This window comes from Maribacter sp. (assembly GCF_039968975.1).
In the GTDB taxonomy this organism is placed as follows: Bacteria; Bacteroidota; Bacteroidia; order Flavobacteriales; family Flavobacteriaceae; genus Maribacter.
Genome location: NZ_JBDVOT010000207.1, coordinates 1 through 25768 on the forward strand (window position 1 = coordinate 1; position 25768 = coordinate 25768).

Here is a 25768-nt window from a genome sequence, read left to right on the forward strand (position 1 = left end):
CGTTCTGAATTTGTAATCATATCCACCGCTTTTGCTACCATTTGTCTTGGCGGAGAAATATTAAAAGGTGTAATTCTATTTTCTGGAGTTTGTGCCTTTTCGCTTTCGGGCTTTGGCATAAAAGCTACCTCATCAGGAAAAGTAATATGAGATACATCTCTATTTATCAAGGCACTTTTAATTGCCAAACTCATTAACTCACTATGCTTAGAATTTTGTTGCACACTATGGTTAAAATTGGCTACTGTTTGAAATGCACCCACTAAATCTACCTCTTGAAATGCACCTGTTCCCAATACTTGTGTATTTACTTGTCCTGATAATGCCAGCATTGGTGAGCGGTCTACTTTAGCATCCCACATGCCCGTAAACATATTCGTAGAACCAGGTCCTGCAATACCAAAGCATACTGCGGGTTTACCCATGAGTTTACCATAAGCTGATGCCGCAAATGCCGCAGCACCTTCATGACGAATTCCATAAAACTTGAAATTTCCTTTTTCTTCTTGACGCATCATTGCATCTGCAACCCCTAAATTTGAATGCCCCACCATACCAAATCCAGTATCAACGCCCCAATTTACCATGGTCTCTATCATGACATCAGAGATTGTTTCTGCGTGCTTCTCCTCCTCTTCTATTCCTACAAAAATTTCATCGCCTTCTTCCTTTGTTGGAAAAGTTTCTATGCCATCATCATAACCTCCTGGCGGTACACCTGTACAAGGATCAAAATCCCAACCGTGCCATGGACAACGTAATAATCCGTTTTCAATAGAACCTTCCCCTAAAGGACCGCCTTGATGCGGACACTTATTATCCAGAGCAGAAAATTTGCCTTTAAAATGTGTTAAGCAAATACCTTTATGAGCAGCAGTAACAGTCATTACACGACCTTCTGCCAATCTCTTTTTATTATCTAACACTTTATGCCAAACTACTTTTTTTTCCATGGGTGGGGTTTTTTATCTGGTTACTTAATTTTTATTAATTGGTGTTCTTTAAAATCGGGCATCGTGATATTAAAATGCTCATAAACCGATTTCGGAATTCCTAAATCAGCCATAAACACTTCAACTACACTTGGTAGTTTTTCTAAAAGAGTTTTAGGAGCTGCCAAGGTCATTACTTGGTTTGCCTTAAATCCTAACAATTCACCATCTTTAGAAATACCAACGGGAATATCCAATGAAATTTTAAATGCCGATGATGCGTTTGCCAATGCAATACTTTTTACAAATGCATCTGAAAGGGGCAATCTTTGAGAGAACCCTAAATAGGCATCTACCCAAATATCGGTAGTTTCAGGAATACCTTCTTTTGCACCAAAAAGTAATGCTCTTTCTAATTGAGCTTTTGGAAGGTCTTTGGTTATTGGAACAACCAAATCTAAATTCACATTATACCCCCAAGCAGCCAGTCTACGAGCAGCGACTAAACCGCCGCCGCCATTGTTTCCATTGCCAACGCCAATAGTAATTACAGAGGTCTCAGTTGCCTTTTTTGCGATTAATCTTGCTAGTTGAAGCCCTGCATTTTCCATCATCAATTCTATGGAGAGGTTATATTTTTCAACCGCCCAATAATCCATTTCTTTAAAGGCTTCTAACGAAAGACTAGTTACCTGCATAACTAATTTTTATAGGTATTGATAGCTTCCGTAAAAAACTGTATAGCTTGTTCTTCGGTAATTTTAATAGCTGGTAAAACTGCTCCTTTAAATCCTTCATTTTTCCATTCACCTAATGAAAGTGAACTAAACTTAGAAGTATCTAGACCATTATGACCTTTGTATCCACTGATATAAAAATAATGTTCATTAATCATCGTATCGGGTACGGCTAAACCTAAACCAATAGATAAATCATCAGAAATGATAACATAAGCGCCAGAATCAAAATGATGTGGCCAAATACGAATGTCTGATTCCAAACCATTTACGCCAAGCGTTTTTTCTAAACCAGACTGCGTTAACGTTCTTAAATTAGCAAGTTCTTTTAATTGAGCTTTATCTAATTTAAAAGTAAAGGAATCATCAATAGAATATGGTAGGTCATAGTGAAAACTATAACTATATGTCTTACCTAAAAAAGCATTAGCAGAATTTGTTAACCACTCCAATACCTGTTGATGTGTTTTACCATCTAAAGCAAAAGAGGCATTGTTTTTATTAGAATTCCACTCTAAAGAAAAGGTATTATAATTTAGGGCAAGTACATCTCCATTTGTTGACAACGGGTGTGTTTCTAAACGTTGCTTATCAATTGACCAACCAAGATTTGTATGGCTATCATCTGCCTTTTTCTCTACAAAACTTATACCTGCTGCAGCTAAATACTGTGCCGCTAAATGCATCATTTTATCCATCTTTATATTTTTTTAAGCGTTAACACCGCCATAATTAATTCCTGTTAAACGATGCATATCATGATTAAAAGTAGATAGGTCATCAAAATTAAATTTTGAGATATCATCATGACCACAAGCTCTCGCTATAACCTTAATTAGGTTGTTTGTAGCATCAAAATAGTTATGTAATTGTTTTGCCGAAGATTCTATTATCAACCTACTTCGCAAAGATTCTTTTTGTGTTGCAATACCTACCGGGCAGTTATTACTACCACAAGCACGCATACCCAAACAACCAATTGCCTGCAATGCTGAGTTAGATACTGCAATGGCATCTGCGCCTAACATAAGCGCTTTTCCAAAATCTTCAGCAATTCGTAAACCTCCTGTAATTACTAAAGTTACATCTGTAGCACCTACTTTATCTAAATATTTTCTTGCTCTTGCCAAAGCAGGAATTGTAGGTACGTTAATATTGTCTCTTAATATAGTAGGTGCAGAACCAGTTCCCCCGCCTCTACCATCTAAGATGATATAATCTACACCCACGTCTAAGGCAAACTGAATGTCTTTTTCTATATGACTGGCTGCTATTTTAAACCCGATAGGAATACCTCCTGTACGTTCTCTTACCTCAGCGGCAAAAGATTTAAAATCATCTACACCATGAAAATCTGGAAAAGTGGCTGGTGAAATTGCTGTCTCACCTTCTTTTAGACCTCTTACTTCGGCAATTTCTTTACTGACTTTAGAACCTGGTAAATGTCCGCCAGTTCCTGTTTTTGCACCTTGTCCTCCCTTAAAATGAAAGGCTTGAACTTTGTCTAGCTTATCCCACGAAAATCCGAATTTTGCCGAAGCTAATTCATAAAAATACTTGCTGTTGTTTTCTTGCTCATGTGGTAACATACCGCCTTCTCCTGAGCAAATACCTGTACCTGCTAATTGCGCTCCTTTAGATAAAGCTATTTTAGCTTCGCGAGAAAGCGCCCCAAAACTCATATCACTCACAAAAAGAGGAATATCTAAATGTAAAGGCTTTTTTGCCTTTGGTCCAACAACGACCTTAGTTGCCACTTCATCTTCATCTAACAAAGGTCTGCTTGCCAATTGCGCAGGCAGAAACTGTATATCGCTCCATTTTGGTAAGGTATTTCTATCTACTCCCATAGAAGCGGAAAAACCATGATGACCCAAGTTTTTAAGTCCGTTCGTTGCTAGCTCTTTTATATATCCCGTATACGGTTCAGTTTCTTCTGGGTGGGTATCTGCATAAGCACCCAAATAAGCATCTCTATTAAAAGGTTGCGGGCTATCCACCAAATAGGCATCAATCTCTTCTTCATCTACAAAAAGATCATCACCATCTATTTTAGTGGTAAACTTATGCAAAACCTCAGCGTTATTGTATTCTGACACCCCGGTATCTACCCTATAATCCCAACCGTGTACTCCACAAATAAGGTTATGACCATCTACATGACCGTCTGACATTAAGGCTCCTCTGTGCAGACATCTACCGTAAAGCACTGAAATATCTTCATCGAATTTTACGATTACTAAATCTAAACCATTAACTAATGCGTGTTCTGGTTTTTTGTTTTCTAAGCTACTTACTTGAGCTATAACAACTGGTTTCTTCATGGATATTTTTTTGATTAACGATTTACTTAATTTTAGAAATTAAAAAGCACTAGTAGTATAAGTGCTTATTAAAACATGTGATTATGCATGAAAATAACGCTCATTAATAATTAAGCCATCTTTCCATTTTGTTCGATTAACTTGCTCAAAACGATGCTGTACACCATCATTAGTCGTAAATTCCATTATTGCTTCATAATAAGATACATTACCTCTTACCACTATATTTTTCATAGTATACCCCGCAAAATCCGTTACTGTTGCCAATAATTCTTTTTCTGCCTGTAAACAAACCTCTTTTCCTACTTTAGGTTCATTGTTTGCTTCTTGCAACTGAACATCATCATGAAGATATTTCTCCATAGCAGGAATAAACGCTCCTTTACCAAGTAATTTTTTTAAATCTTTTAATGCAGCTTTAATTTGTTTTTCATTAAATTTTCTTGCTGCTTTCTTTTCTTTCTTTTTTGATTTTTTGCCAGACATTTTTAATTTCTTTTAAAATTTTTGTATCTTTTTTCCTACAAAATTTAACGTAAAAGCTACTAATATATTTCTTAATACCCGACTTTTAGAAAGAGAAGCCCAATGTAAAAACTACTCTACCACCATCTACGCTATTGAAATACCCTAAGTTTGCAGTGAATGCTTCAGCTCCTATTAACCATGCCGATGCACCTACCGAATTATGCCATTTATTAGATGTATCATCTTCTAACCAAACCCTACCGTAATCGAAACTACCGGTAACACCAAACCTAAACGGTATTAAACTTGATCTTAAACCTCCTAAAGGAAATCTTAAATCTGTATTTTGGTAAAAAGCTTGCTTACCTGTAAAACGTTCGTTTCTAAAACCTCTTAAACTTGAATTACCACCTATAGTAGCTGCATGATAAAATTCAAAATCATCTCCTATCAACGCCTCTGCACCAATTTTGGTAGCAAAAACAATACTTCCTGTTTTCGTTAATTTATGGTCTACTGCCACGTGTGGTCTTATGTAAGCAAAACTATTGTCTGCATCACTATTACCTATATTAGTTTTATACCCAACTGTAAGACCTGCATCTAAACCTAAGGTTGGAAAAGCGGAACTATTTTTATTTTTAAAATTGTACGCAACCTCTGCCCCACCATATGTTTGCCTCTCAAAAACTAAGCTATTAGCCGGTAATAATCCTGTAAAACGATCTTGTATGTTCTCTACGTCAAAAGATTCTACCAAAGGTTTAAAATAAAATGACCCTCCTTGTAAGCCTTCCCAGTTTAAAGATATAGCCGCCTTTAATTTACGAATTCTTACCCTATTAAAATCTAAATCTACTTCATCCTTATCATACAGCGTTTCATTACCAAAACCGAAAAAATTCTCTGAAAAATTAGGACTTGTATACAAAGCCTCTATACCAAAATTCCAATTATGGAATATGTTTGAGAATTGTGCGTCGTATGATAAATCAAACCCTGACGTACTGGTATAGAAAGCAGCATTTATACTGTGCTTATACGTAAACGGATTTCGTTGTAAACTATAAGTAGTATGGTTGCTTATTATACCAACCTTTAAACCATCATCTGGATTAACCGCTATTAAAGGTAATTGCTGATTAAAATTATGTTTTACCTTTTTATGATCATAATTATTGATATCATAATCGTTTACTAACCACTTTTTAGAACGTTTATTTACAATGGTATTCTCCTTGTCCTTATAATCGTACAATTTTACGTTCTTGGTATTTTTAAAATCGTATGTATCATGTTTTTTACCACCTACAATCTTAATTTTTATAGGATGATCACCATTACCTTCAACCAAAAATTCATCTTTACCATCTAAACCGAACAACCAAATCTCTTTGGTTAAGTCTTTTGAAAATGTATGGTTTAGAAGACCTAAATCCTTACGATCAATTTTTACACTTGTTTTACCATCTGCTAACCTTGTAATGGTAAATTTATCAGCTTTTTGAGTTCCTGTCACTACTTGAAATTTATTCAAGTACTCATAATAACCTCTTGCTATTTTTTTAAGATTAGATCGTCGTCCCTGTAATTTTACTTTTATATCATTGATTGTTGCGCCTTGTATTTCTTTAGGTATAGCCTTAAACGCCTCTTCAATATCTTTGTCTGATAGGTTGTTCTGTATATGATTTGCTTGTTTTTCCCATTCTTCCCAACCAGATGCATGAATTAAGGTTAAATCTAAATGATAAGGCGATGATGCAAACCATTTTACACTTCGTAAATCTTCATCATAGGTCTGCATTTTTCTTAACCCAGGCACTACTCGTGTTAAAAAACTAATCAGTGCTCCATCATATTTTGAAAAAGCTTGATCACGATCTCTTGGTATTGGACTACAGTATTCACTACCATCTTCATTTTTATACAATGCCCATCTCCATTGATCTTCATGTCTGTCCCAATCGCCCAAAAGCATATCAAAGAGTCTTGCTCTTATGTAAGAAGGCTCATCTACTACAGATTTTCCAGACTTGTTTATTTCCTGTAAAACATCTGCTGTACTCAATATTTTATCTGGTTTACCAAAACTTTCAGTTGCAAGTTGCGTATCGCCAACATGTTCTTCTATCATATAAAGTTCATCACCGAACTCATCATTATAAACACCTAAAGTTTCCTGTTTTGGGATATAGTATAGTATTGGATTAGTATGGTTTACACCTACGGCTTTTGACAACCCTCCAATAGCGAAAGGTGTGTAAGGATGGGATGTTGTATAAAAATCTGCTAGAAACTTGTCTATTGCAGTATCATCTAAGACATCTCCTATATACGCTTCTTGAAATGCATTTGCCTGCAAAAACTTGATGGTGCTTTTTTTAAGGGCACGCATAACAAACTGCCTTCCTTGCGCATCTTGTAATCTTAATGATTTAGATTGTTGCCCACCACCTCTTTTTACGGGTAACAAACCACCCATAAGGGTGTCTAAATAAACTACCGGTGCATTAACGCCTTTGCCGTAAAATTCTCGATAATGATCTCCCCATAACCATTTATATACACCACTTTTTGAGGTAGCCTTTTCTGTGTATATTGATGCTACTTTGGCATCACCATAATCCTGTTTAAATTCATACGTTTTTTGTTGCGCTGTATCGCCGTTCAAGACAGTAGTCTTAAATGCTTCGGTAACTACACCCTTATCTAAAAGTTTATACGTTGCCGTTACAGTACCATTGGTATTAACATCTAAACGAACAAATCCTTTTTCAGCGATAGTATAATCACCTTCTGCTCCCTTTTTAACGGCCGTTGTTTTCCCTGCCGCTCCACTAATAATTTGAGGTACATCATTATTAATGTATTGTAAATTTTCTTCCTTTCCTGATAAGAAAATAACATCACCAGCTCCCCTTGCAATTGTTTTTAAGCGATTTCTTAAGCTTCTATATTGCTTGTTCTGAAACTCTTGGGTAGTAAACCCTCCTATATTACTAATAAAACCTTGTTTGCTATTGGTTTTAATAGGATGGAACATAGCTACGAGAATAATTTTACCTTGAGCTTTTTTTATTCGATTTTCGAACTCTAAAAAAAACAGGTTCCTATTCTGTATTTCTGCATTTTCATTAATGTAGATGTGATCGTCCCAGTCTTCTAAATACCATTGAGAGTCTACTGTAATAAGTTCTACATTATCGCTTAATTCATGATGTTTAATAGGTGCTGCCTCATCTGGGTAAAATTTGGCTTTACTATTTTTTTGAATGAATTTTTCAATATTAGAAAGTCCCTTATGTCCCTCTTTCCATTCTAATTTACCCGGAGTAAAAATGACTTGACCACCCAAATTTTTAATTATGGAAAGTTGCTTTTGTAATGCTTTTTCCGATTCATTTTTAGGGGTATGGTTACCCATAAGAAGTACAGTTGCATTAGATGTCCCTTCAGCTTCTTCCACTATAGCTGTAAGCACCTCTGTATCTGATACATTAAAAGTATTTCCTGTAATGTAAATAGACTGCTCTTGTGCATTTGTTGATGTCATATAGAACAAGACAACAAATAGTAAAATACAATAATTAAAACCTTTCATTATTACTAGTTGATTTTAGTTGTTAACTTATTTTTAAAATATTAGGTGAATACGATATAAAATTAGAATCGTAATCGATTTTCTTTTCTTTTCTCAGTGTACTTAAAACATTATTAACCGTTTGCCTAGATGTATTGGTCAAGTTTGCAATATCTTTATGTGAAAGAAGATTTTTAGCTTCTAGTTTAGAACTTTTTTCTTCTCCAAATTCTTCTATATATCCTATTATGAATTCTTCTATTCTAGTTTTACTATCCTTGTATAATAAATCTTGTAGTCTTCTTTCCAACTTTTGAATTCTAAGCCCATATATTTTTAACAAACCATTTTTCAAGGTCTTATGTTTGTCCATCATTTCTTCCATAAGAACTGATTCTATATAGCATATAACCGTATCCTCCAATGCTATTGCAATCTCTTTAGCGTTTGTATTTTTATCATAAATAGAAAGCTCTCCAAAAATATTTCCTTTCTTAACTACATATTTTACAACTGCACTTTCACTATCCACTATTTTGACTGATCCTTGCTTTAAAAAGAATATGCATTTGGCATTTTTTTGATCCAGATCAATTGTATCTCCTTTATCAATTGTTTCCATTTCTAATTGCTGACACATTTTCATCATGGCAGGCATACCCATTTTCTTGAAAAGATTAAAACCTTCTAAAAACCAGTATTTTGCAATTGTTTTCAAACAGTAAATATTTATAATTCAAAATTACCTACTACATACATATCAGAGTAGTTTTAATAATTTGAAAGTTACTTAGGGCGACACCGAACAGTATAAACCTTAATAAAATGACATTTAATTTATTTACACATTCTTAATGTAACATAAATTTTGATGATAATTTTGACATTTGGACGCCATAATAATGCTAACCTTTCAAAACAAGCTAATATTTTACTACTATTTTTAACCAAAGTGTCATTCTTCTTGAATTTAAAAGATTTAATTTGCACCTATTTGTTTGTCAAATACATGCACTTTTAATCCATATTTATATAATGAAGAATCACGAGTTTTTTATGAAGAGAGCCATTGAAATGGCAGCCAAAGGAATGAACTCAAATGCAGGAGGACCATTTGGTGCCGTTGTGGTTAAAGACGGAGAAATTATTTCCGAAGGTCATAACAAAGTTACCTCAACAAACGACCCTACTGCACACGCAGAAATGGTAGTTATTAGAGATGCCTGTAAAAAACTGAATACGTTTCAGTTAACAGATTGTATTATTTATACTTCTTGCGAGCCGTGCCCTATGTGTTTCGGTGCTATTTATTGGGCAAGACCAAAGGCCGTATTTTATGGTTGTGATAAAGCGGATGCAAAAGCGATTGATTTTGACGACCAATTTATTTACGATGAATTGGAAGTTAATATGAAAGACAGACAAATTCACTTTAAACAAATGCTACAAAAAGAAGCTGTCGTAGTTTTCAATAATTGGGCATCAAAACACGATAAGACAAAGTATTAAATAAAGAATGTAAACCATTGTTCACCGTATATTTTACCTTTCTATTTTAGAAATGAAATATAAGTTATGTTTGAATATTCTATAGAAACCAATTAACTACTTAACTTTTATATCAGAATACAACAAATTCCAACCCGTTGAAGGTTCCCATATAGAATTAGTATTTAATTTACCGGCTAATCGAATTGAATATTCTGGACGATTATATATCGTTGGTTCTGGATCCGGTAAATTTAAATATAATTCATAGTTTCCTTTAGGTAAGGCTTCTGGCCAAAGTATATTTAATTTAATATTTTGTAATTCATCTGTAAACCAATATCTAGGATCACTATCAATTTTAGTTTTAAATGTTTTTTTACTTTCTTTATTTTTAAGAATTAGTTCTACAAATCTGTAATTATAGTTTGATGCATAGCCTTCATTAACAATATCCAATTCGATATTAATTATTTCACCGTTATATATTTCTTTAGGAAACACTCCTCTTTTAATTACAAATCTATATCCTAAATTTCTTTTTATTTCATCGATACATTTATTTGTCCAATCTCCATTTACCGCTCCAGACCATGCTGTATTTAAAAAAGAAGTATGAAAGCGTTTTAAATAAGTTTGAGCACCGCCACCTTCAGCATTGCAATCGTTATATGGGCTATACACATCTTCGCCATTCTCTCCTCCAGGACAAGTTTCTCCACCAAAAACAAGAAATTTAGTTTCTTCAGCCACATACTTTTTCAAGTTTAACGTATCACTTACCGCTGGCCATTCATGAAAGGAATTGTAGGTCCAATAATCATCATAATTTGCTAAAATACAATCATTATGATGCGCAAGCCTTGCTATTTTACTGCCGTTAAAAGCATTATCTATGGTTAACGGATTGGTCTTTTCCGGATGTGCTTTTACGCCATCCATTGCTCGTAATTTATAATACGGCGCACGTACTTGAACCATTCTAGATACTGGGACAACCTCTAATAGTTTATCTATAACCTCATTACGGTCTAACCAATTTTGATCAGTTACGGGACCATGTTCTAAATCTCCAAAAAAATCAGAATAAAATTGCTCTCCCCATGGACCAATCAATCCCATTTGAACTACAGAAATAACATCTATATTCTTCTCTAAAATAGATTTTAATTGATTTAAATGTTCTAAAATAATATTTTTAGGTGCATCTTTAAAAGGAGGCTCACAACAAGAATTGCTATAAGAAAAGCGCAAAACTAGTTTGTTACCTACCTTACGTATTATGTCCATATCTTTTTGAATTGCAATTAACATTTCATGAGATATGGGTTTGTCTTTAAAAAGATCTAATTGATAAGACCTATAGGTAAGTGAACTCCCTACAGAAAAACCACCAGCTGCCGGGTTAGGATTTCTCAAATTAAGTAAAATTTGTTCTTCTAACGGCTCAAAATTACTCGCTGAAGTTCCAAAAGGTCTATAAAAACCTCTCTCCGGATTTATAAATTCATCATTATCAGTTTCATAAAACACTTCAACTAAAGCTGGCTCCCTGTCAATACAAGAAAAACAGCTTAGAACAAGAATAGACAGGTAAATGATTTGTTTTTTCATATTTAGGAAGAATGTTATGATTTTTTAAAGTGTTAAGTGCATGTAAAATTTTTAAGTAATCTTTTTTTATAACACATTTATATTATGAAATCGATATAAAAAATAAACTGTTTATACACAGGACAACTATTTATAAAAGATCTAAATTTTTATATATGTTTTATTCTTATTCATGTACCAAAGTAATGCGTAGAGAATTAGAAAACCTCCAGTGACTATGATGGTTTCATAAAACGGTCCTGTATATTGTTTTAAGCCAAATAACAACTGATCAGCAATTGCAGAAAAATTTATTACATGAGAAAGTACATAAGCTGTAATAGCGTTTATGCCTATTATTTTTAGAGGTTTGCCCCATTTTACATAACCTTTAATATCAATAAGCCAGTAAAAAATAGCAAGAAGCAAAAAACAAATACCTGAAGAAGTCAGAACAAAAGAACTGTTCCATAATTTCTTTACTACTGGGTGCCAAAAATTTAAAATTAACCCCAATATAATCCCTAAAACACCAATTAAAACAAGGCTGTACGCTACTTTTTTTCTTGGTAATTGAGATTTTAATAATTCTCCTGCAAATACACCAGAAAAGGTAGTTGCAATAAAACCTAATCCACTTAACAACCAAGTATATTGGTAACCATCATCAAACCTACCAAAAACTAACCTATCTATATAAATAGCAATGTTTTTATCAGGTAACAACTCACTGTTACCAGCTCCTGGTATATGTGAAAACTCTAATATAAGTGTGTAGAGAATAAGACAAATTGCAAAAATAAAATATCTCCCTTTTTTATTTAAATGCATATAAGCAATACATGTAAACAAATAACCAACCGCTATTGCTTGTAGTGTATTACTAAAAATTTTAAAATTTTCTATATTTAAATGTAAGAGGTTTCCTTGTACTACCCACCCTAAAATAAATAATATTATAAAGCGCTTAATAAAATGTTTATATAGTGAATAGGCGTTACCCGTTTCTTGAACTCGCCTTTCTAAAGAAAAAGGAATAACCACACCAACCAAGAATAAAAAAAGTGGCATTACTATATCATAAAAACGAAAACCAAACCATTCTGGATGATTAAATTGTGTAGCTAAAACTTCTGTAAATTTATTTTGTGAACCTTCGTGTAACTCGATAAAAAAACGATCTGCAAATATTATCATTAACATATCAAAGCCTCTTAATACATCAATAGATAATAACCTGTTATTTTTAACTTTAGTCATAATTCTCATTTATTAATTTAATACGCAAGGTTTTTTATTCATGTAAATAGAGACCTATTTAATAAGCAAATTCGAACCAATTATAAGACTTTCTTTTAACCCATGAGCAACAAGCAAAGAATTTAACATATAAGATAACCGGGAGCATAAACACTACTGCTATTGGTGGTAAATTAAAGATAAATGTATAACAGAATTCTTTTGGTTTATCATAATTGACCTACTTGGAATGTCCATATATAAATAGCGTATCTAAACCTTAAAAATATATTTAAATATCTCAATCTTTTTGAAAAACAGGACAGTCAGTAAATCACCTCTTAAAAAGATTATAAAACGCGATGGTATAGAATATGGTTTTGGTTCTGTATTCATATCGAAAGCCTGCTATTATTAAAGACATATTTGCTGTTTGTGCATATTCATCGCTATTAACTAAAAGGTCATTTTGCATATTTGCGGTAAAACCATCTAACTCTGCAACAATCTTAATTCTAGATTTTTATGATAAAGAATCTTGTAAAATAGTCTTTGGTACACCTATTTTGTATGACTACTTAGGGTAAAATTCCAACAACTAAAGGGTTTGGATAAATAATACGTCTATTTTAAGGTACTACTACTTTTCCTCCTATCTTTTATCTAACAATATAATCTGCAAATACAGCATCTTCAACCGAAAGTTTTCTAAGCAAATTAGAACAATAGCCAACCGAAAAACGAGCTCCAAAATGCCAATCATTTTTTAGCTTATAAGTATAACCGAAATAATATCTAACAAATGGAAATTCTCAATAGCTTCCGCATCAAAAATAGTAATGGTTTCTCCATAGTAAAGTTTATTAAAAACCGAGTACGAATATAACCAACATCAGAACTACCTTTACGAAGGCGTGTGTAATCCATTTTTGCTAAATCTGACAGTTGTGCAGTACAGTTAAACATACTTATTAGAAATACTATAAAAATTTTGATTAAACTGGTTTGCTTAATTCTAATAGAAATGAAGGCTATAATTTTAAAACAGAATTAATATTGTCAGGTTTATTTTATTTTACGTCCATTAAAGTAGATGTACACAAAGACAAAATATAAAATTTATATATCCATGAAAAACATAATAATTTTAGGCACCGTTACTTTATTTATGAGTGCTTTTTTTATACTCAACAATCAATTTGGTCTTATTTCTATGGCTGGATTAAATGGAAAAGGCCTACCCACAAAACAAGTAAATGGAAATTTAGCTTCTTTATCATTTAATTCTACAGCAAAAATTGATCATACCGAATGGAACACTCTTTTACAGAAACATGTAGCCGATAATGGCAATGTAGATTATAAGGGCTTTTTACAAGACAAAAGTAAATTAGACAACTATTTAAATAGCTTATCAAAACAAGTGCCTACAGATGGTTGGTCTGTTCAAGAACAATTGGCCTATTATATTAATTTATATAATGCACATACGATAGCTTTAATTTTAAGAAATTACCCAACTAAGAGCATTAAAGATATTGACAAACCTTGGGCTACGGATTTTATTAAAATTGGAGATAAAGAATTGTCTTTGGGAGCATTAGAACATAGTATTTTAAGAAAAATGAATGAGCCTCGTATTCATTTCGCCATCAATTGCGCATCAACCTCATGTCCAAAACTTATTAATGAAGCATATAATCCAGAAAAATTAGAAGCACAATTAGAAAAAGCTACTTTAGGTTTTATTAATTCAAACAACAATACTATTAATCAAGAAAATTTAGAATTATCTAGAATTTTTAAATGGTACAAGGGAGATTTTAAAAATGGTAAACTTGTGGAGTTTATTAATCCTTATACAGAATTGGAAATAGCTGCAAAAGCTAAAATTAAATATAAAGAATATGATTGGAGTCTTAATGAAAAGGAATAAAGCCTCTTTATTTGACTTTCACCCATGCTTAGTATAAAATAAGAAACCAAGTCAACTTTAACATTGGCTTGGTTTTTTAGTTCTAAAAAATACTGATAGTTATATCTGAGATAGCAAATGAATTTACTAAATACTTTGTCGCATTAAACCTTCTTGCGCAACTGAGGCTACCAAAACACCTTTTCTGTCATATACGCTACCTCTAGCAAAACCTCTAGAGTTAGATGCACTTGGGCTATCCATACTATATAACAACCATTTTGTAATATCAAAGTCTCTGTGAAACCAAATTGCATGATCTAAACTTGCGTAAAAAGTTTCTCCTTTATTCAATTCCTCTCGGTGTGGTAAGGTTGCTGTCGTTAGTAGGTTATAATCAGATGCGTAGGCTAATAATTGTTGCTGCATTGGCAAACTAATTTCAGACCTATCCGAAGTTTTTAACCAGGTGTTAAAAAAAGGAGATCCATTCTCTACCAACTGTGTGGTAAATTTTTCTACCGGCTTAAAATCAAACACCTTAGGTTGTATTGCTTTAAGTCTTTTATAAGCAGTAGGATGCAGTTCTTTTATCTCCTCTACCTGTTCTAAGCTGGTCGTTAATTTTTCTGGTGGAATTAAATTAGGCATTGGAAACTGATGGTTGACCCCATCTGCTTTTACCTGAAAAGAAGCCGCCATATTAAAAATAGCCACTCCGTTTTGTTTCGCCACTACCCTTCTGGTGGTAAAACTACCTCCGTTTCTAATAGTATCCACTTCATAACGAATAGGATATCTTAAGTCTCCGCCTAAAATAAAATAACCATGTAATGAATGTGCAATGCGATCTTCTGGTACTGTTTGATATGCCGCATGTAATGATTGCGCCAGTACTTGACCTCCAAATACCCTTCCCCAGGGTGCTTGGTAGTTTTCACCTTCAAATATTGTATCGTCTATTTTTTTTAGAGTTATCAACCCTATTAATTCCTTAATTGTCTGCATGTATAATAACTGATTGTAAGTGGAACAATTTAGGTATAAAAAAAACAAAAGTTCGTGGTTAAACCTATTCCCTTTTAAAAAAAATGAAGAAGAATCTGACTTTACATTTTTAAACATATTGCCTGCTTCGCCAAGTTTACGTCATAAAAACAGAACGCTCTATTCATTTAAAAACACCAAAATATTTAAAATAGCAAGCAGTTCAATTGAACGATAACTTATGAATTAACACGATTTTATTAAACCATTATATTAAATCAACGATATAGTGTTAAAATATTGATTAATTATTAATGTTTACATACCATTGCTATTAATACGTCTAGACTACTTTTTTAAAAATTTGCAAGCTAATACTCTTTAATGACTTGTAAAATCATTGAAGGTATACTCATTTAATCTCTAATAAATAGCTTGAAGATTTGGGTCTCAGCACTATTTATAAACATGTAAAAAACTTAAAACCAAAAAATGAAAGAAGCAGTTATTGTATCGACCGCTAGAACTCCAATGGGTAGAGCGTATAAAGGGGCTATGAACGCTACACAAACTCCTACCATGGCAGGTTGGACTATTCACGAAGCCGTAAAACGTGCAGGCGTAGACCCCGCAGAAATAGATGATGTAATCATGGGCTGTGCCTTACCTCAAGGGACCTCTGGTATGAATATTGGGAGAATGGCCGCCTTAGCCGGTGGTTTACCTGTTACTGTTTCTGGTATGACCGTTGACCGCCAATGTTCTTCTGGTATGATGGCAATTGCAACCGCGGCAAAACAAATTTTACATGATGGTATGAGCATTACCATTGGTGGCGGCGTAGAGTCTATTTCTATGGTGCAAAATGACCATATAAATACATTTCATATGGTAGATAAAAAATTAAAAGCAGTGCATAAAGATATTTATATGCCCATGTTACAAACTGCAGAAGTGGTAGCAAAACGCTATAATATTAGCCGAGAAGCACAAGATGCTTACGGACTTCAATCTCAAATGCGAACTGCAGCTGCGCAAGAAGCTGGAAAATTTGATGATGAGATCATTCCAATTGAAACGGTCAAGGCTATTGTAGATAAAGAAACCAAAGAAATGAGATTTCATCCTGCCTATTTAAATAAGGATGAAGGCAATAGACCTGAAACTACTGCAGAAGGTTTAGCTGGTTTGCGTTTGGTCAATGAAGGAGGTACTATTACCGCCGGTAATGCAAGCCAAATGTCTGACGGTGCCTCTGCCTGTGTATTAATGGATTCTAAATTGGCACAGCAACGTGGTGTAACCCCATTGGGGATTTACAGAGGTATTGCCGTTGCCGGTTGTGAGCCAGATGAAATGGGAATAGGTCCTGTCTACGCCATTCCAAAATTATTAAAGGCTCATGGCTTAAAAATGAGTGACATTGGGCTATGGGAACTAAATGAAGCTTTTGCCGTTCAAGTATTGTACTGCCAAGAGAAGTTAGGTATACCTAATGAATTAATGAACGTTAATGGCGGTGCTATTTCTATTGGTCACCCTTACGGCATGTCAGGCTCTAGAATGGTTGCCCATGCTTTGATAGAAGGTAAAAGACGTGGTGCCAAATACATTGTATCTACCATGTGTGTTGGTGGCGGAATGGGCGCTGCAGGACTCTTTGAAGTTGTTTAAAAATAAAACATTGTAATTTATACAACCATTACCAATTAAGTACATACAAAAAACCTCGTGGTGAATCCACGAGGTTTTTTATTCCGGTAAATCAATAATTGAAATTTAAGACAAAATTTTATAAAACTGTAATTTAATGCGGCATTAGTATTTCACATTTTTTGAATTATTCTACACTTTAAGCCATACCCCTTCTTTAAATCTTCAGAACAATTTTTTGTAACTAAATAGATACCACAGCCCAATGCTGTACTGTGAAATCATATATAAAATACAATATTACCAGTTTTAATTTAAATCACTAAAAGGACATCTAAATTATCAATTACATAAAATTTTAATATATATTTTATTAAATTAATTTATTAAACTAGTTTAATTTAATTATTTAATAATTGACATATATTAGGACGAACATTAAACCAATCAACCAAAATGAAAAAATTCCTCTTAACAACATTGGCAATTTTTGCTTTTTCAACAGTCGCTCTTAAAGCACAAACCACTATTTCTGGAGTCATTACGGATACTGAAATAGGCGAGCCCTTAATTGGTGCCAACGTTATAATCCAAGGAACAAATACCGGTGCAAGTACAGATTATGACGGTAAGTTTTCCATAACTAGCAATGAACCTTTACCGTGGAATTTATCAATAAGTTATGCCGGCTATGCTTCTAAAATTGTACCGATAACAACTGCAAGTACCAATTTAAAATACGATTTAAAACAAACCGCGTTCATTGTTGACGAAGTTGTAATTTCTGCATCACGAAGAAGAGAAAAAGTACAAGAAGCTCCTGCCTCTGTAACCGTTCTTTCGGCTAAAAAATTGGTTGGCTCACCACAAATTGATGCCGCTAGAAATTTGGTAAATGTACCTGGTGTTACCGTTCAACAGCAATCTGGCTCTAGAATGAATTTTGAAATGAGAGCAGCCGCGAGTACCTTTAGCACAAGAGTTTTTCCTATTAAGGACTATAGAAGTTTGGTGGCACCTGGAAATAATACATTTCAATCAGATAAATCTGGTCTTAGTAATATTGATTTAGAAAGAATTGAAGTAGTAAGAGGTGCGGGTTCTGCACTTTATGGTCCTGGAGTTACTTCTGGTGTTATCCACTTTATTACTAAAAGCGCTATAGACAAACCTGGAACCACACTTCAAGTTTATGGTGGTGAATTAAATACATATGGTGCTGCTTTAAGACATGCCACTAAAGTTTCTGATAAATTTGGTTTCAAAATAAATCTACAATACAACCGTGGTGATGAATTTACACTTGATGGTTCCGAAGGCACAACTGCAGCCGATGGTACTTTCACAAGACAAATTGATAAGTTTCAATCTACTATTATACAACCTGCCCTAACTTCTGAAGGTGTTGTAGATGATAGAGTACCAGGCAAAACTTTATTAGAGTTGACTCCTAGAGCAGATGGAAATGTGATGCAAGATTATTATTGGAATATGGGCTCAGATGTAACATTAGAATTCCGACCACAAGATGATTTAAGCATCATTGTAGCAGGTGGATTAAATCAAGCCTCTTCTGTGTTTTATAATGATTTAGGAGAGGGTTTATCACAACCGCAAGAAGTTTGGGGACAAGCAAGAATGCAAAAAGGTGGTTTGTTTGCTCAATTTTATACTACTCACACTAATTTTGGTCCTGAAGACAGACCTATATTTTTATATCAAACAGGAAATAGAGTCCCTTTAGCTATAAAACAATACGAAGGGCAATTGCAATATAACTTTGATATTCCAGATTTTTTAAATGCAAATTTTACGGTTGGGTCAGATTACCGTCTCACTAAAACTGATACTGAAGGATTGGTGCATGGTAGAAATGAAAACGATGATGATTATAATGTATTCGGTATCTATGCACAAGGTAAATTTGAATTGGCAAAAAAATTAGATTTAGTTTTGGCAGGACGTTTTGATAAATTTAATATTCCTGATGAAACTGCCATTGCTCCTAGAGTTGCATTAGTGTATAAGGCAAGTCCAAAACATACGTTTAGAGCTTCTTTTAATAATGCAAGTTTCTCTCCTTCTGCTGCCGAATGGAATTACGATTTCCCAGTAAATTCTCCTGTTCCAGGCTTTTTTGATTTTTGGTTAGCCGGATCAAATGATATTCATTCCTTTGATAATGCAACAAGTATCGAATTTTTAAATCATAATGTAACAGCCGCTGGTATAAGTGCGGCGACCGGTATTCCTATTGAGTCACTAACACCTCTTGCCGGTGCACTTCCACAAGAATTACCTAAAGAATTATTGGGCACCGGAGGACTTACGAATGAATTTGTACATCAATTTGCGGCCGGATCATTATTGGCAGCTATGCAAGCCAACGGTTTAGAAGATTTTATAGATGATATTCAAGGTGTTTTGGCGAACAGTCCGACAGGAAACAATGGAACTTTTCTTGGAATTAACGCATTAGAAGGTGGTGCCCCCAATAATAATTTAACCAATACGGTACGTGGAGTAATAGCAACCTCTAAGACATATGAAATTGGTTACAAAGGTATTATAGGTGATAAATTTTCTGCTTCTCTAGATTTATATGCTATTACAGAAAGAGGTGGTTTTGACTTTACAGCAATTGCTCCTTTAATTGGTTTAAATGGTTTTAGTCAAGATCCTTTCTTAGCGAAGACTGGGGAATTAATTGGTGCATTAGTCGAAGCAGGCTTATCTCAAGAAGTAGCAACAGGAGTAGTTTCCCAAGCATATGCAGGTACAGCCGCTTTAATCCCAAACTTTTATTCAACTGGTAGTGTTGAAACCAATAGAGTGCCACAAGATGATGGTATTTTACATGTTGCTGCAGGTTACAGAGTTTTTGATGCTCCTTATACACGATATGGCGCAGATTTGGGCCTGCAATATTTTGCATCTGATAAGTTAACTTTTTTCGGCAACTATTCTTGGGTGAACGCTTCTCAGTTTGAAAGAGAACAAGGTGACGGTAGTGCCCCATTTACTACCTTTTTAAATGCCCCTGCAAATAAATATAGATTAGGAGCCAATTATGGAGAAGAAAAAGGAATTAGAGCCAATGTATCTTTTCAACATGATGATGCCTTTACTGCTAGTGCCGGACAGTTTTCTGGTGAAGTACAAGAAAAAAACTTAGTAGATGCGGGCATTAGTTACGTATTTAATAATGGTTTGGCAGTAGATTTATCGGCTCAAAATTTATTTGATAATGAATACAGAGCTTTGGTTAACATGCCTTCTATTGGCAGAAGGGTAATTGCTAAATTAACCTATAGTTTTGGTGGGAATAAAGAATAAAATATACAGAACCAAGTAACACATAATAATGTTTTTAGTTTCAATGTAATAGGTAAACGGATCGGTCAGTTATTTTGCAGAATCTCAGTAATTTCTTTGACTGCTCTCATTAAGAAATTTCTTAATTCAACAAAATTCTTATATTTATAAAGTCCCAAAAGGTATTTATAAATAATGACTGCATCCGCTACCATAGATTATCTTAAAAATCTTAAAAATAAAATTCTGTCATATACAGAGGTTGACGAAAATCTTCTAAACCACTGGTTAGGTTATTATAAAAGAATTGATGTTAAGAAGGGTGACACCCTAATTTCTCCCGGGCAAATGGTAGAGCACTTTTACTATGTTGCAAAAGGCTGTATTTACTATTATAAATTAGAAGAGGGTGAGCAAAAAGTGCTTGAGTTCTATACAGAAGATATCTTCTTTACAGATTTACCTGCCTATGTAAAAGAAACACCTTCTGACTATTATTTAAAAGCTTCTGAAAATACCGTTGTTTATGCCATACTAAAGACCGATGGCGAAAACTCATTTAAAAAATCGCACCAATTAGAACGTTTTGGTCGCCTATCAATGCAAGAAGCCTTTATGAAAATTTTTACTCGGGTTGAGAGATTAAGTAATAGAACCAATGAAGAGCGCTATTTGCGATTATTAGAAAAAAGACCGGATCTACTCCAAAGGGTACCACAGTACTTAATCGCCTCATATTTAGGGCTAACCCCTGTTGGACTTTCCAAGATTAGAAAGCGAATTAGCATTTCTCAATAAAGCCAATTATTTTAAGAACTACTCAGTTTAACCTCAATTTATACCTTTTAAATTATCATAATCGTAAAATTTTAACTTAAAACTTTTATTTTATTAAACTGGTTTAATAAGTTTCATATGAATTAATTCTAAATTGTCGTACGATAAATTCAAAGACAAAATTAGATATGGCAAACCAATATGTAGATTTAGAAACCCTCAAATTTTTATTATATAAAGTACATAATGTGCAAGAAGTTCTTGATCAAGAACGATATGCGGAGTATGATAAAGAGTCTATAGAGATGCTCTTGAATTCTGTTAAGGATTTTTCCGATAAAGAATTATTTCCATATTTCAGAGAAATGGACGAGCAACCTGCACATTTTAAAGATGGCGAAATTGTTGTGCATCCGCAGGTAAATAAATACATGAAAGCCGCTGGTGAAATGGGCTTTATTTCTGGCTCTTTTTCTTATGAAGATGGTGGTATGCAATTACCGCAAATGGTATTGAACGCTTCTGCATTTATTCAAGAAGCAGCAAATAATCATCTACCTGGTTATGTTGGTCTTACAGTGGGTTCTGCCGAATTAATAACTCATTTTGCAAATAAGGAACTCAACGAAACCTATGTACCAAAAATGATGGAAGGTACTTGGGGCGGTACTATGTGTTTAACAGAGCCACAAGCCGGTAGTTCATTATCCGATATTGTAACTTCCGCAACGCCAGATGGCGACTCTTACAAAATACACGGACAAAAGATATTTATCTCTGGAGGAGATTACACAGGTGCTGAAAACATTGTACACTTAGTTTTAGCAAGAATAAAAGGAGCTCCTGCAGGTACTAAAGGAATTTCGTTATTCGTAGTTCCTAAAAAGAGACCTACAGAAGACGGAGGTTTAACTCCCAACGATGTAACTACAGTTGCTGATTTCCAGAAAATGGGACAGCGAGGCTATTGTACCACACACTTGTTCTTTGGTGATAAAGAAGATTGTAAAGGTTGGTTAGTTGGCGAACCTCACCAAGGGCTTAAATATATGTTTTTAATGATGAACGGCGCCAGAATTGGTGTTGGTAGAGGTGGTGCAGCAATTGCTACGGCGGCTTACCATGCTTCTTTAAATTATGCAAACGAAAGACCTCAAGGGCGCAAGCTGACAAGTACCGGTAAAAAAGATGCCAATGAAGAGCAAACACTGATTATAAACCACCCAGATGTAAGAAGAATGTTACTGCTACAAAAAGCAGTATCAGAAGGTTCTTTAAGTCTTATCTTTTTAGCAGCTAAATATCAAGATCTTTCATTATCAAGTACAACAGCAGAAGAAAGAGAAAAATATAGATTACTATTAGAAATATTAACTCCTGTAGTTAAAACCTATCCTTCAGAAATGGGTAAAGCATCTGTAGATAATGGCGTACAAGTTTTGGGCGGGTACGGCTTCTGTTCAGATTATATATTACAACAATACCTGAGGGATATCAGAATTTTTGCATTGTACGAAGGTACAACGGGTATACAATCTCAAGATTTATTGGGTAGAAAAATAACCATGAACAATGGTAAAGCCCTACAGTTATTATCCGAAGAAATTAAAAACTCAATAAAAGCTAGTATGGCTCATGATTCCTTAGCTCCTTATGCTAAGAAATTAGCTTCTAAATTAGAATTAACACAAGAGGTATTACAGTCGTTAATGGGCTTTGCCATGAAAGGCGATTATCAACGTTTCTTAGCCGATGCTACTCCGTTTATGGAATTTTTCAGTAACATTCTAATAGGTTGGTTGTGGTTAGATTTAGCCAGAGAAGCACAAAATGCACTTGTAACCGGAAATAAAGCTAATAGTACTGAATTCTACGAAAGTAAAATACATACTATGCAGTTTTACTTCAAATATGAGCTACCAAAAACTTCAGGACTAGCTGAAATATTAAAGGATAACAAGGAAGCCTTAACCATAGGCACCGATAAAGAAGTATTTGCATAATATACTGCACTAACCATTAACTTGAACGCAGGTAAAAAGGCATCTCATAAAGATGCCCTACTGTTGTCAATATTTAATTAAACAAGTAGCAACCAATAGTACAAAATGAGTATAAAACAAAGATTTGATGTTACAGGAAAAGTAGCGATTATAACAGGTTCTAGTAAAGGAATAGGACTCTCTATAGCAAAAGGATTAGCTGAAAACGGAGCAAAGGTGGTTATCAGCAGTAGAAAACAAGATGCTGTTGATGCTGTAGCAAAAGAGCTCCAAGAAGCTGGTTTTGAAGCCGTAGGCATAGCATGTCATATTGGTGATCCAGAGCAGTGCGAAGCTTTAATAAATAAGACCATAGAAAAATATGGAAGAATTGACATTTTGGTAAACAACGCGGCCATTAATCCATACTACGGACCCTTAGAAGCTTCTGACACAGAGGTTTTTGATAAAATAATGAACGTAAATGTTAAGGCGCCTTGGTTGCTTTCAAATTTAGCCCACCCGCACATGAAGGCGCAAGGTGGTGGCAGTATTATCAATATTGCCTCTGTTGAAGGTATACATCCCGGATTTAAACTTGGACTGTATAGCGTTACCAAATCAGCTTTAATAATGCTATCAAAAAATCAGGCAAAAGAATGGGGTCGACATGGTATTCGTTCTAATGCGGTATGTCCTGGGTTGGTAAAAACTAAACTAAGTGAAGCGCTTTGGTCAGATGATAAATTGGCTGCAGGTTATAAAGCGGTAGTACCATTGAAAAGAATTGCAGTACCAGATGAGTTGGCGGGAGTTGTAATTCTTCTAGCTTCAGATGCAGGTTCGTATATGACAGGTGGTACGTATGCCGTAGATGGCGGTTATTTAATCTCAGGATAAAAGTACTCAGTACTATGTATTAAGTTGAAAAAAGAAAAGCTAATAAGATAGAAAGCATTATGAATTTTGAACACAGTGAAAAAGCAATTGCATTACAGCAAAAAGTTCTAGCTTTTGTAAAAGAACACATACAACCTATAGAGAATGAAGTAGATGCTTTTCATCACAATCCGGAAAATGCCTGGAAAAAATGGCCAGGTTTAGAAGGCTTAAAACAAAAAGCAAAAGATGCGGGTTTATGGAATCTTTTTTTACCTAAAACATACGGAGAACTGAGCCCGGGATTAACAAATTTAGAATATGCCCCATTGGCAGAAATAATGGGTCGTACTATATGGGTTCCCGAAATATTTAATTGTAACGCCCCGGACACAGGAAACATGGAAGTGCTTGCTAAATATAGCACTCCCAATCAGCAAAATCAATGGCTGAAGCCCTTGATGAATGGCGAAATACGTTCTGCTTTTTTAATGACAGAACCAGAAGTTGCATCTTCTGATGCTACAAATATTGAGACCTCTATTGTTGCCGATGGTGATGAGTATGTCATTAACGGTAGAAAATGGTGGTCATCTGGTGCTATGGATCCTAATTGCAAAATTAGTATTGTAATGGGAAAGACAGACTTTAACGCCCCAAGACACGAACAACAGAGCATGATTTTAGTTCCTATGGATACACCGGGTTTAAAAATCATAAGACACTTACCGGTTTTTGGTTATTCTGATTCTCCAGAAGGGCATGCCGAAATTTTACTGGAAAATGTTCGCGTTCCAAAAGAAAACCTATTGGTAGGTGAAGGACAAGGTTTTGCCATTGCCCAAGGTAGATTAGGACCTGGTAGAATTCATCATTGTATGCGCCTTATAGGCATGGCCCAAAGGTCTCTTGAAATTATGGCAGAGCGCACTACCAAACGTAAGCCTTTTGGCAGAACATTAGATACCTACAGTAGCATACGACAAGATATTGCCAGTTCTGCCTGTGAAATAGAACAAACACGATTGCTAGTACTTTCTGCTGCAGATAAAATGGACAGATTAGGTAACAAAGAGGCAAAAGATTTAATAGCTATGATAAAAATTGTTACCCCAAAAATGACCTTAAAAGTAATTGATAGGGCTATTCAGATTTTTGGTGGTATGGGTGTTAGCAACGACACTCCATTAGCTCATTTTTATGCAGTTGCCAGAACACTTAGGTTGGCAGATGGCCCAGATGAAGTACATATGAGCCAGCTAGGTAAAAATGTTATTAAAAAATATGCCAAATAAATTCGGTAGACAATCAAAACTTTAGAGCATCCCTCCTACTTGGGAAAGAAAATAGAAATATGAATATAAAACCAGTTAGAGAAGGTGAAGAATTACATCAAATCAATCTTAAGAAATTTCTTCTTGAGCACAATTTAATTGCAGATACTGAAAGCCAACTTCAAGTAGAACAATTTGCCAATGGCTTTTCTAATCTTACCTACCTTTTAAAAATTGAAAATAAAGAATACGTCTTGCGCCGTCCACCATTTGCTGCCCCAAAACGAGGGCACGATATGAGCAGGGAGTACAAGGTTATATCAAATTTGAATTCTGTATTTGATAAAACTCCTAAAGCCTTTACATATACTGAAGACACCTCTATAGTAGGTGCTCCATTTTATATCATGAGCAAGGTAGAAGGTATTATCCTAACTGCTAGAGAAGCACATAAACGTCAAATTACTCCCCCAGAATTCAAAACTATATCCAACACTTGGTTAGATACATTTGTAGCTTTTCACGCAATAGATTATAAAGCAGCAGGATTAGAAACCTTGGGGCGTCCTGAAGGTTATGTGGAGCGACAAGTAACCAATTGGAGCAAACAATATTTAGCTGC

At 34.5% G+C, this 25768-nt stretch carries 19 protein-coding genes; 9 read left to right on the plus strand and 10 right to left on the minus strand.

All coding sequences use genetic code 11. From position 1 onward, the window contains the following. From ABJI11_RS13890 to ABJI11_RS13920, 7 genes are all read right to left on the minus strand, one after another. Positions 1-953, minus strand: a 953-nt coding sequence (locus ABJI11_RS13890) for a thiamine pyrophosphate-binding protein (protein WP_348353391.1), incomplete at its 3' end; no start/stop codon positions are given. Positions 954-973: 20 nt separating this feature from the next. Continuing rightward, positions 974-1630 (minus strand): NAD(P)H-hydrate epimerase, encoded by a 657-nt coding sequence (locus tag ABJI11_RS13895; RefSeq protein WP_348353394.1) that lies wholly within the window; start codon positions 1628-1630, stop codon positions 974-976. Between the two features lie 2 nt (positions 1631-1632). After that, positions 1633-2367 (minus strand): hypothetical protein, encoded by a 735-nt coding sequence (locus ABJI11_RS13900; protein WP_348353397.1) that lies wholly within the window; start codon positions 2365-2367, stop codon positions 1633-1635. A 12-nt stretch (positions 2368-2379) separates the two neighbouring features. Beyond that, a complete protein-coding gene (locus ABJI11_RS13905; RefSeq protein ID WP_348353400.1) occupies positions 2380-3993 on the minus strand; it encodes a glutamate synthase-related protein in 1614 nt (537 codons plus the stop codon). An 81-nt stretch (positions 3994-4074) separates the two neighbouring features. Continuing rightward, positions 4075-4479: a hypothetical protein gene (locus tag ABJI11_RS13910; RefSeq protein WP_348353403.1), complete on the minus strand. Its 405-nt coding sequence runs from the start codon at positions 4477-4479 to the stop codon at positions 4075-4077. An 85-nt stretch (positions 4480-4564) separates the two neighbouring features. Further along, positions 4565-8065: a metallophosphatase gene (locus ABJI11_RS13915; RefSeq protein ID WP_348353405.1), complete on the minus strand. Its 3501-nt coding sequence runs from the start codon at positions 8063-8065 to the stop codon at positions 4565-4567. A 22-nt stretch (positions 8066-8087) separates the two neighbouring features. Then, complete coding sequence (locus ABJI11_RS13920; protein WP_348353408.1) at positions 8088-8762, minus strand: Crp/Fnr family transcriptional regulator; 675 nt, start codon at positions 8760-8762, stop codon at positions 8088-8090. Between the two features lie 317 nt (positions 8763-9079). On the opposite strand from ABJI11_RS13920, the gene ABJI11_RS13925 reads away from it, so the two are divergent. Next, entirely contained in the window at positions 9080-9553 is a 474-nt protein-coding gene (locus ABJI11_RS13925; protein ID WP_348353411.1) for a nucleoside deaminase, read from the plus strand. 96 nt (positions 9554-9649) lie between these two features. Here the strand turns inward: ABJI11_RS13925 and ABJI11_RS13930 are convergent, their stop codons facing one another. Both ABJI11_RS13930 and ABJI11_RS13935 read right to left on the minus strand, forming a co-directional pair. Continuing rightward, positions 9650-11146 carry a DUF4832 domain-containing protein gene (locus ABJI11_RS13930; protein ID WP_348353414.1) on the minus strand — a complete coding sequence of 499 codons (1497 nt, stop codon included), beginning with the start codon at positions 11144-11146 and terminating at the stop codon, positions 9650-9652. 141 nt (positions 11147-11287) lie between these two features. Next, positions 11288-12385, minus strand: coding sequence for a DUF5009 domain-containing protein (locus ABJI11_RS13935; RefSeq protein ID WP_348353417.1), 1098 nt, complete (start codon positions 12383-12385; stop codon positions 11288-11290). 1108 nt (positions 12386-13493) lie between these two features. Between ABJI11_RS13935 and ABJI11_RS13940 the strand changes: the two genes are divergently transcribed. Then, entirely contained in the window at positions 13494-14300 is an 807-nt protein-coding gene (locus tag ABJI11_RS13940; RefSeq protein WP_348353419.1) for a DUF547 domain-containing protein, read from the plus strand. A gap of 126 nt (positions 14301-14426) precedes the next feature. Here ABJI11_RS13940 and ABJI11_RS13945 read toward each other — a convergent pair whose 3' ends face one another. Beyond that, complete coding sequence (locus ABJI11_RS13945; RefSeq protein WP_348353422.1) at positions 14427-15287, minus strand: acyl-CoA thioesterase II; 861 nt, start codon at positions 15285-15287, stop codon at positions 14427-14429. A gap of 471 nt (positions 15288-15758) precedes the next feature. Here ABJI11_RS13945 and ABJI11_RS13950 point away from each other — a divergent pair, with 471 nt between their 5' ends. The 7 genes from ABJI11_RS13950 to ABJI11_RS13980 all read left to right on the plus strand — a co-directional run. Next, positions 15759-16940 (plus strand): acetyl-CoA C-acyltransferase, encoded by a 1182-nt coding sequence (locus ABJI11_RS13950; protein WP_348353425.1) that lies wholly within the window; start codon positions 15759-15761, stop codon positions 16938-16940. Between the two features lie 435 nt (positions 16941-17375). After that, positions 17376-20255: a TonB-dependent receptor gene (locus tag ABJI11_RS13955; protein WP_348353428.1), complete on the plus strand. Its 2880-nt coding sequence runs from the start codon at positions 17376-17378 to the stop codon at positions 20253-20255. A gap of 174 nt (positions 20256-20429) precedes the next feature. Further along, entirely contained in the window at positions 20430-21032 is a 603-nt protein-coding gene (locus tag ABJI11_RS13960; RefSeq protein ID WP_348353431.1) for a Crp/Fnr family transcriptional regulator, read from the plus strand. A 167-nt stretch (positions 21033-21199) separates the two neighbouring features. After that, the gene (locus tag ABJI11_RS13965; protein ID WP_348353434.1) at positions 21200-23014 is read left to right on the plus strand and encodes an acyl-CoA dehydrogenase; all 1815 of its coding nucleotides are present in this window, start codon (positions 21200-21202) and stop codon (positions 23012-23014) included. A 105-nt stretch (positions 23015-23119) separates the two neighbouring features. Further along, a complete protein-coding gene (locus ABJI11_RS13970) occupies positions 23120-23893 on the plus strand; it encodes a glucose 1-dehydrogenase (protein WP_348353437.1) in 774 nt (257 codons plus the stop codon). A gap of 59 nt (positions 23894-23952) precedes the next feature. After that, positions 23953-25167, plus strand: a complete 1215-nt coding sequence (locus ABJI11_RS13975; protein WP_348353440.1) for an acyl-CoA dehydrogenase family protein — start codon at positions 23953-23955, stop codon at positions 25165-25167. A gap of 59 nt (positions 25168-25226) precedes the next feature. Continuing rightward, positions 25227-25768: phosphotransferase family protein (locus tag ABJI11_RS13980; protein WP_348353442.1), on the plus strand; the 542-nt coding region annotated here is incomplete at its 3' end.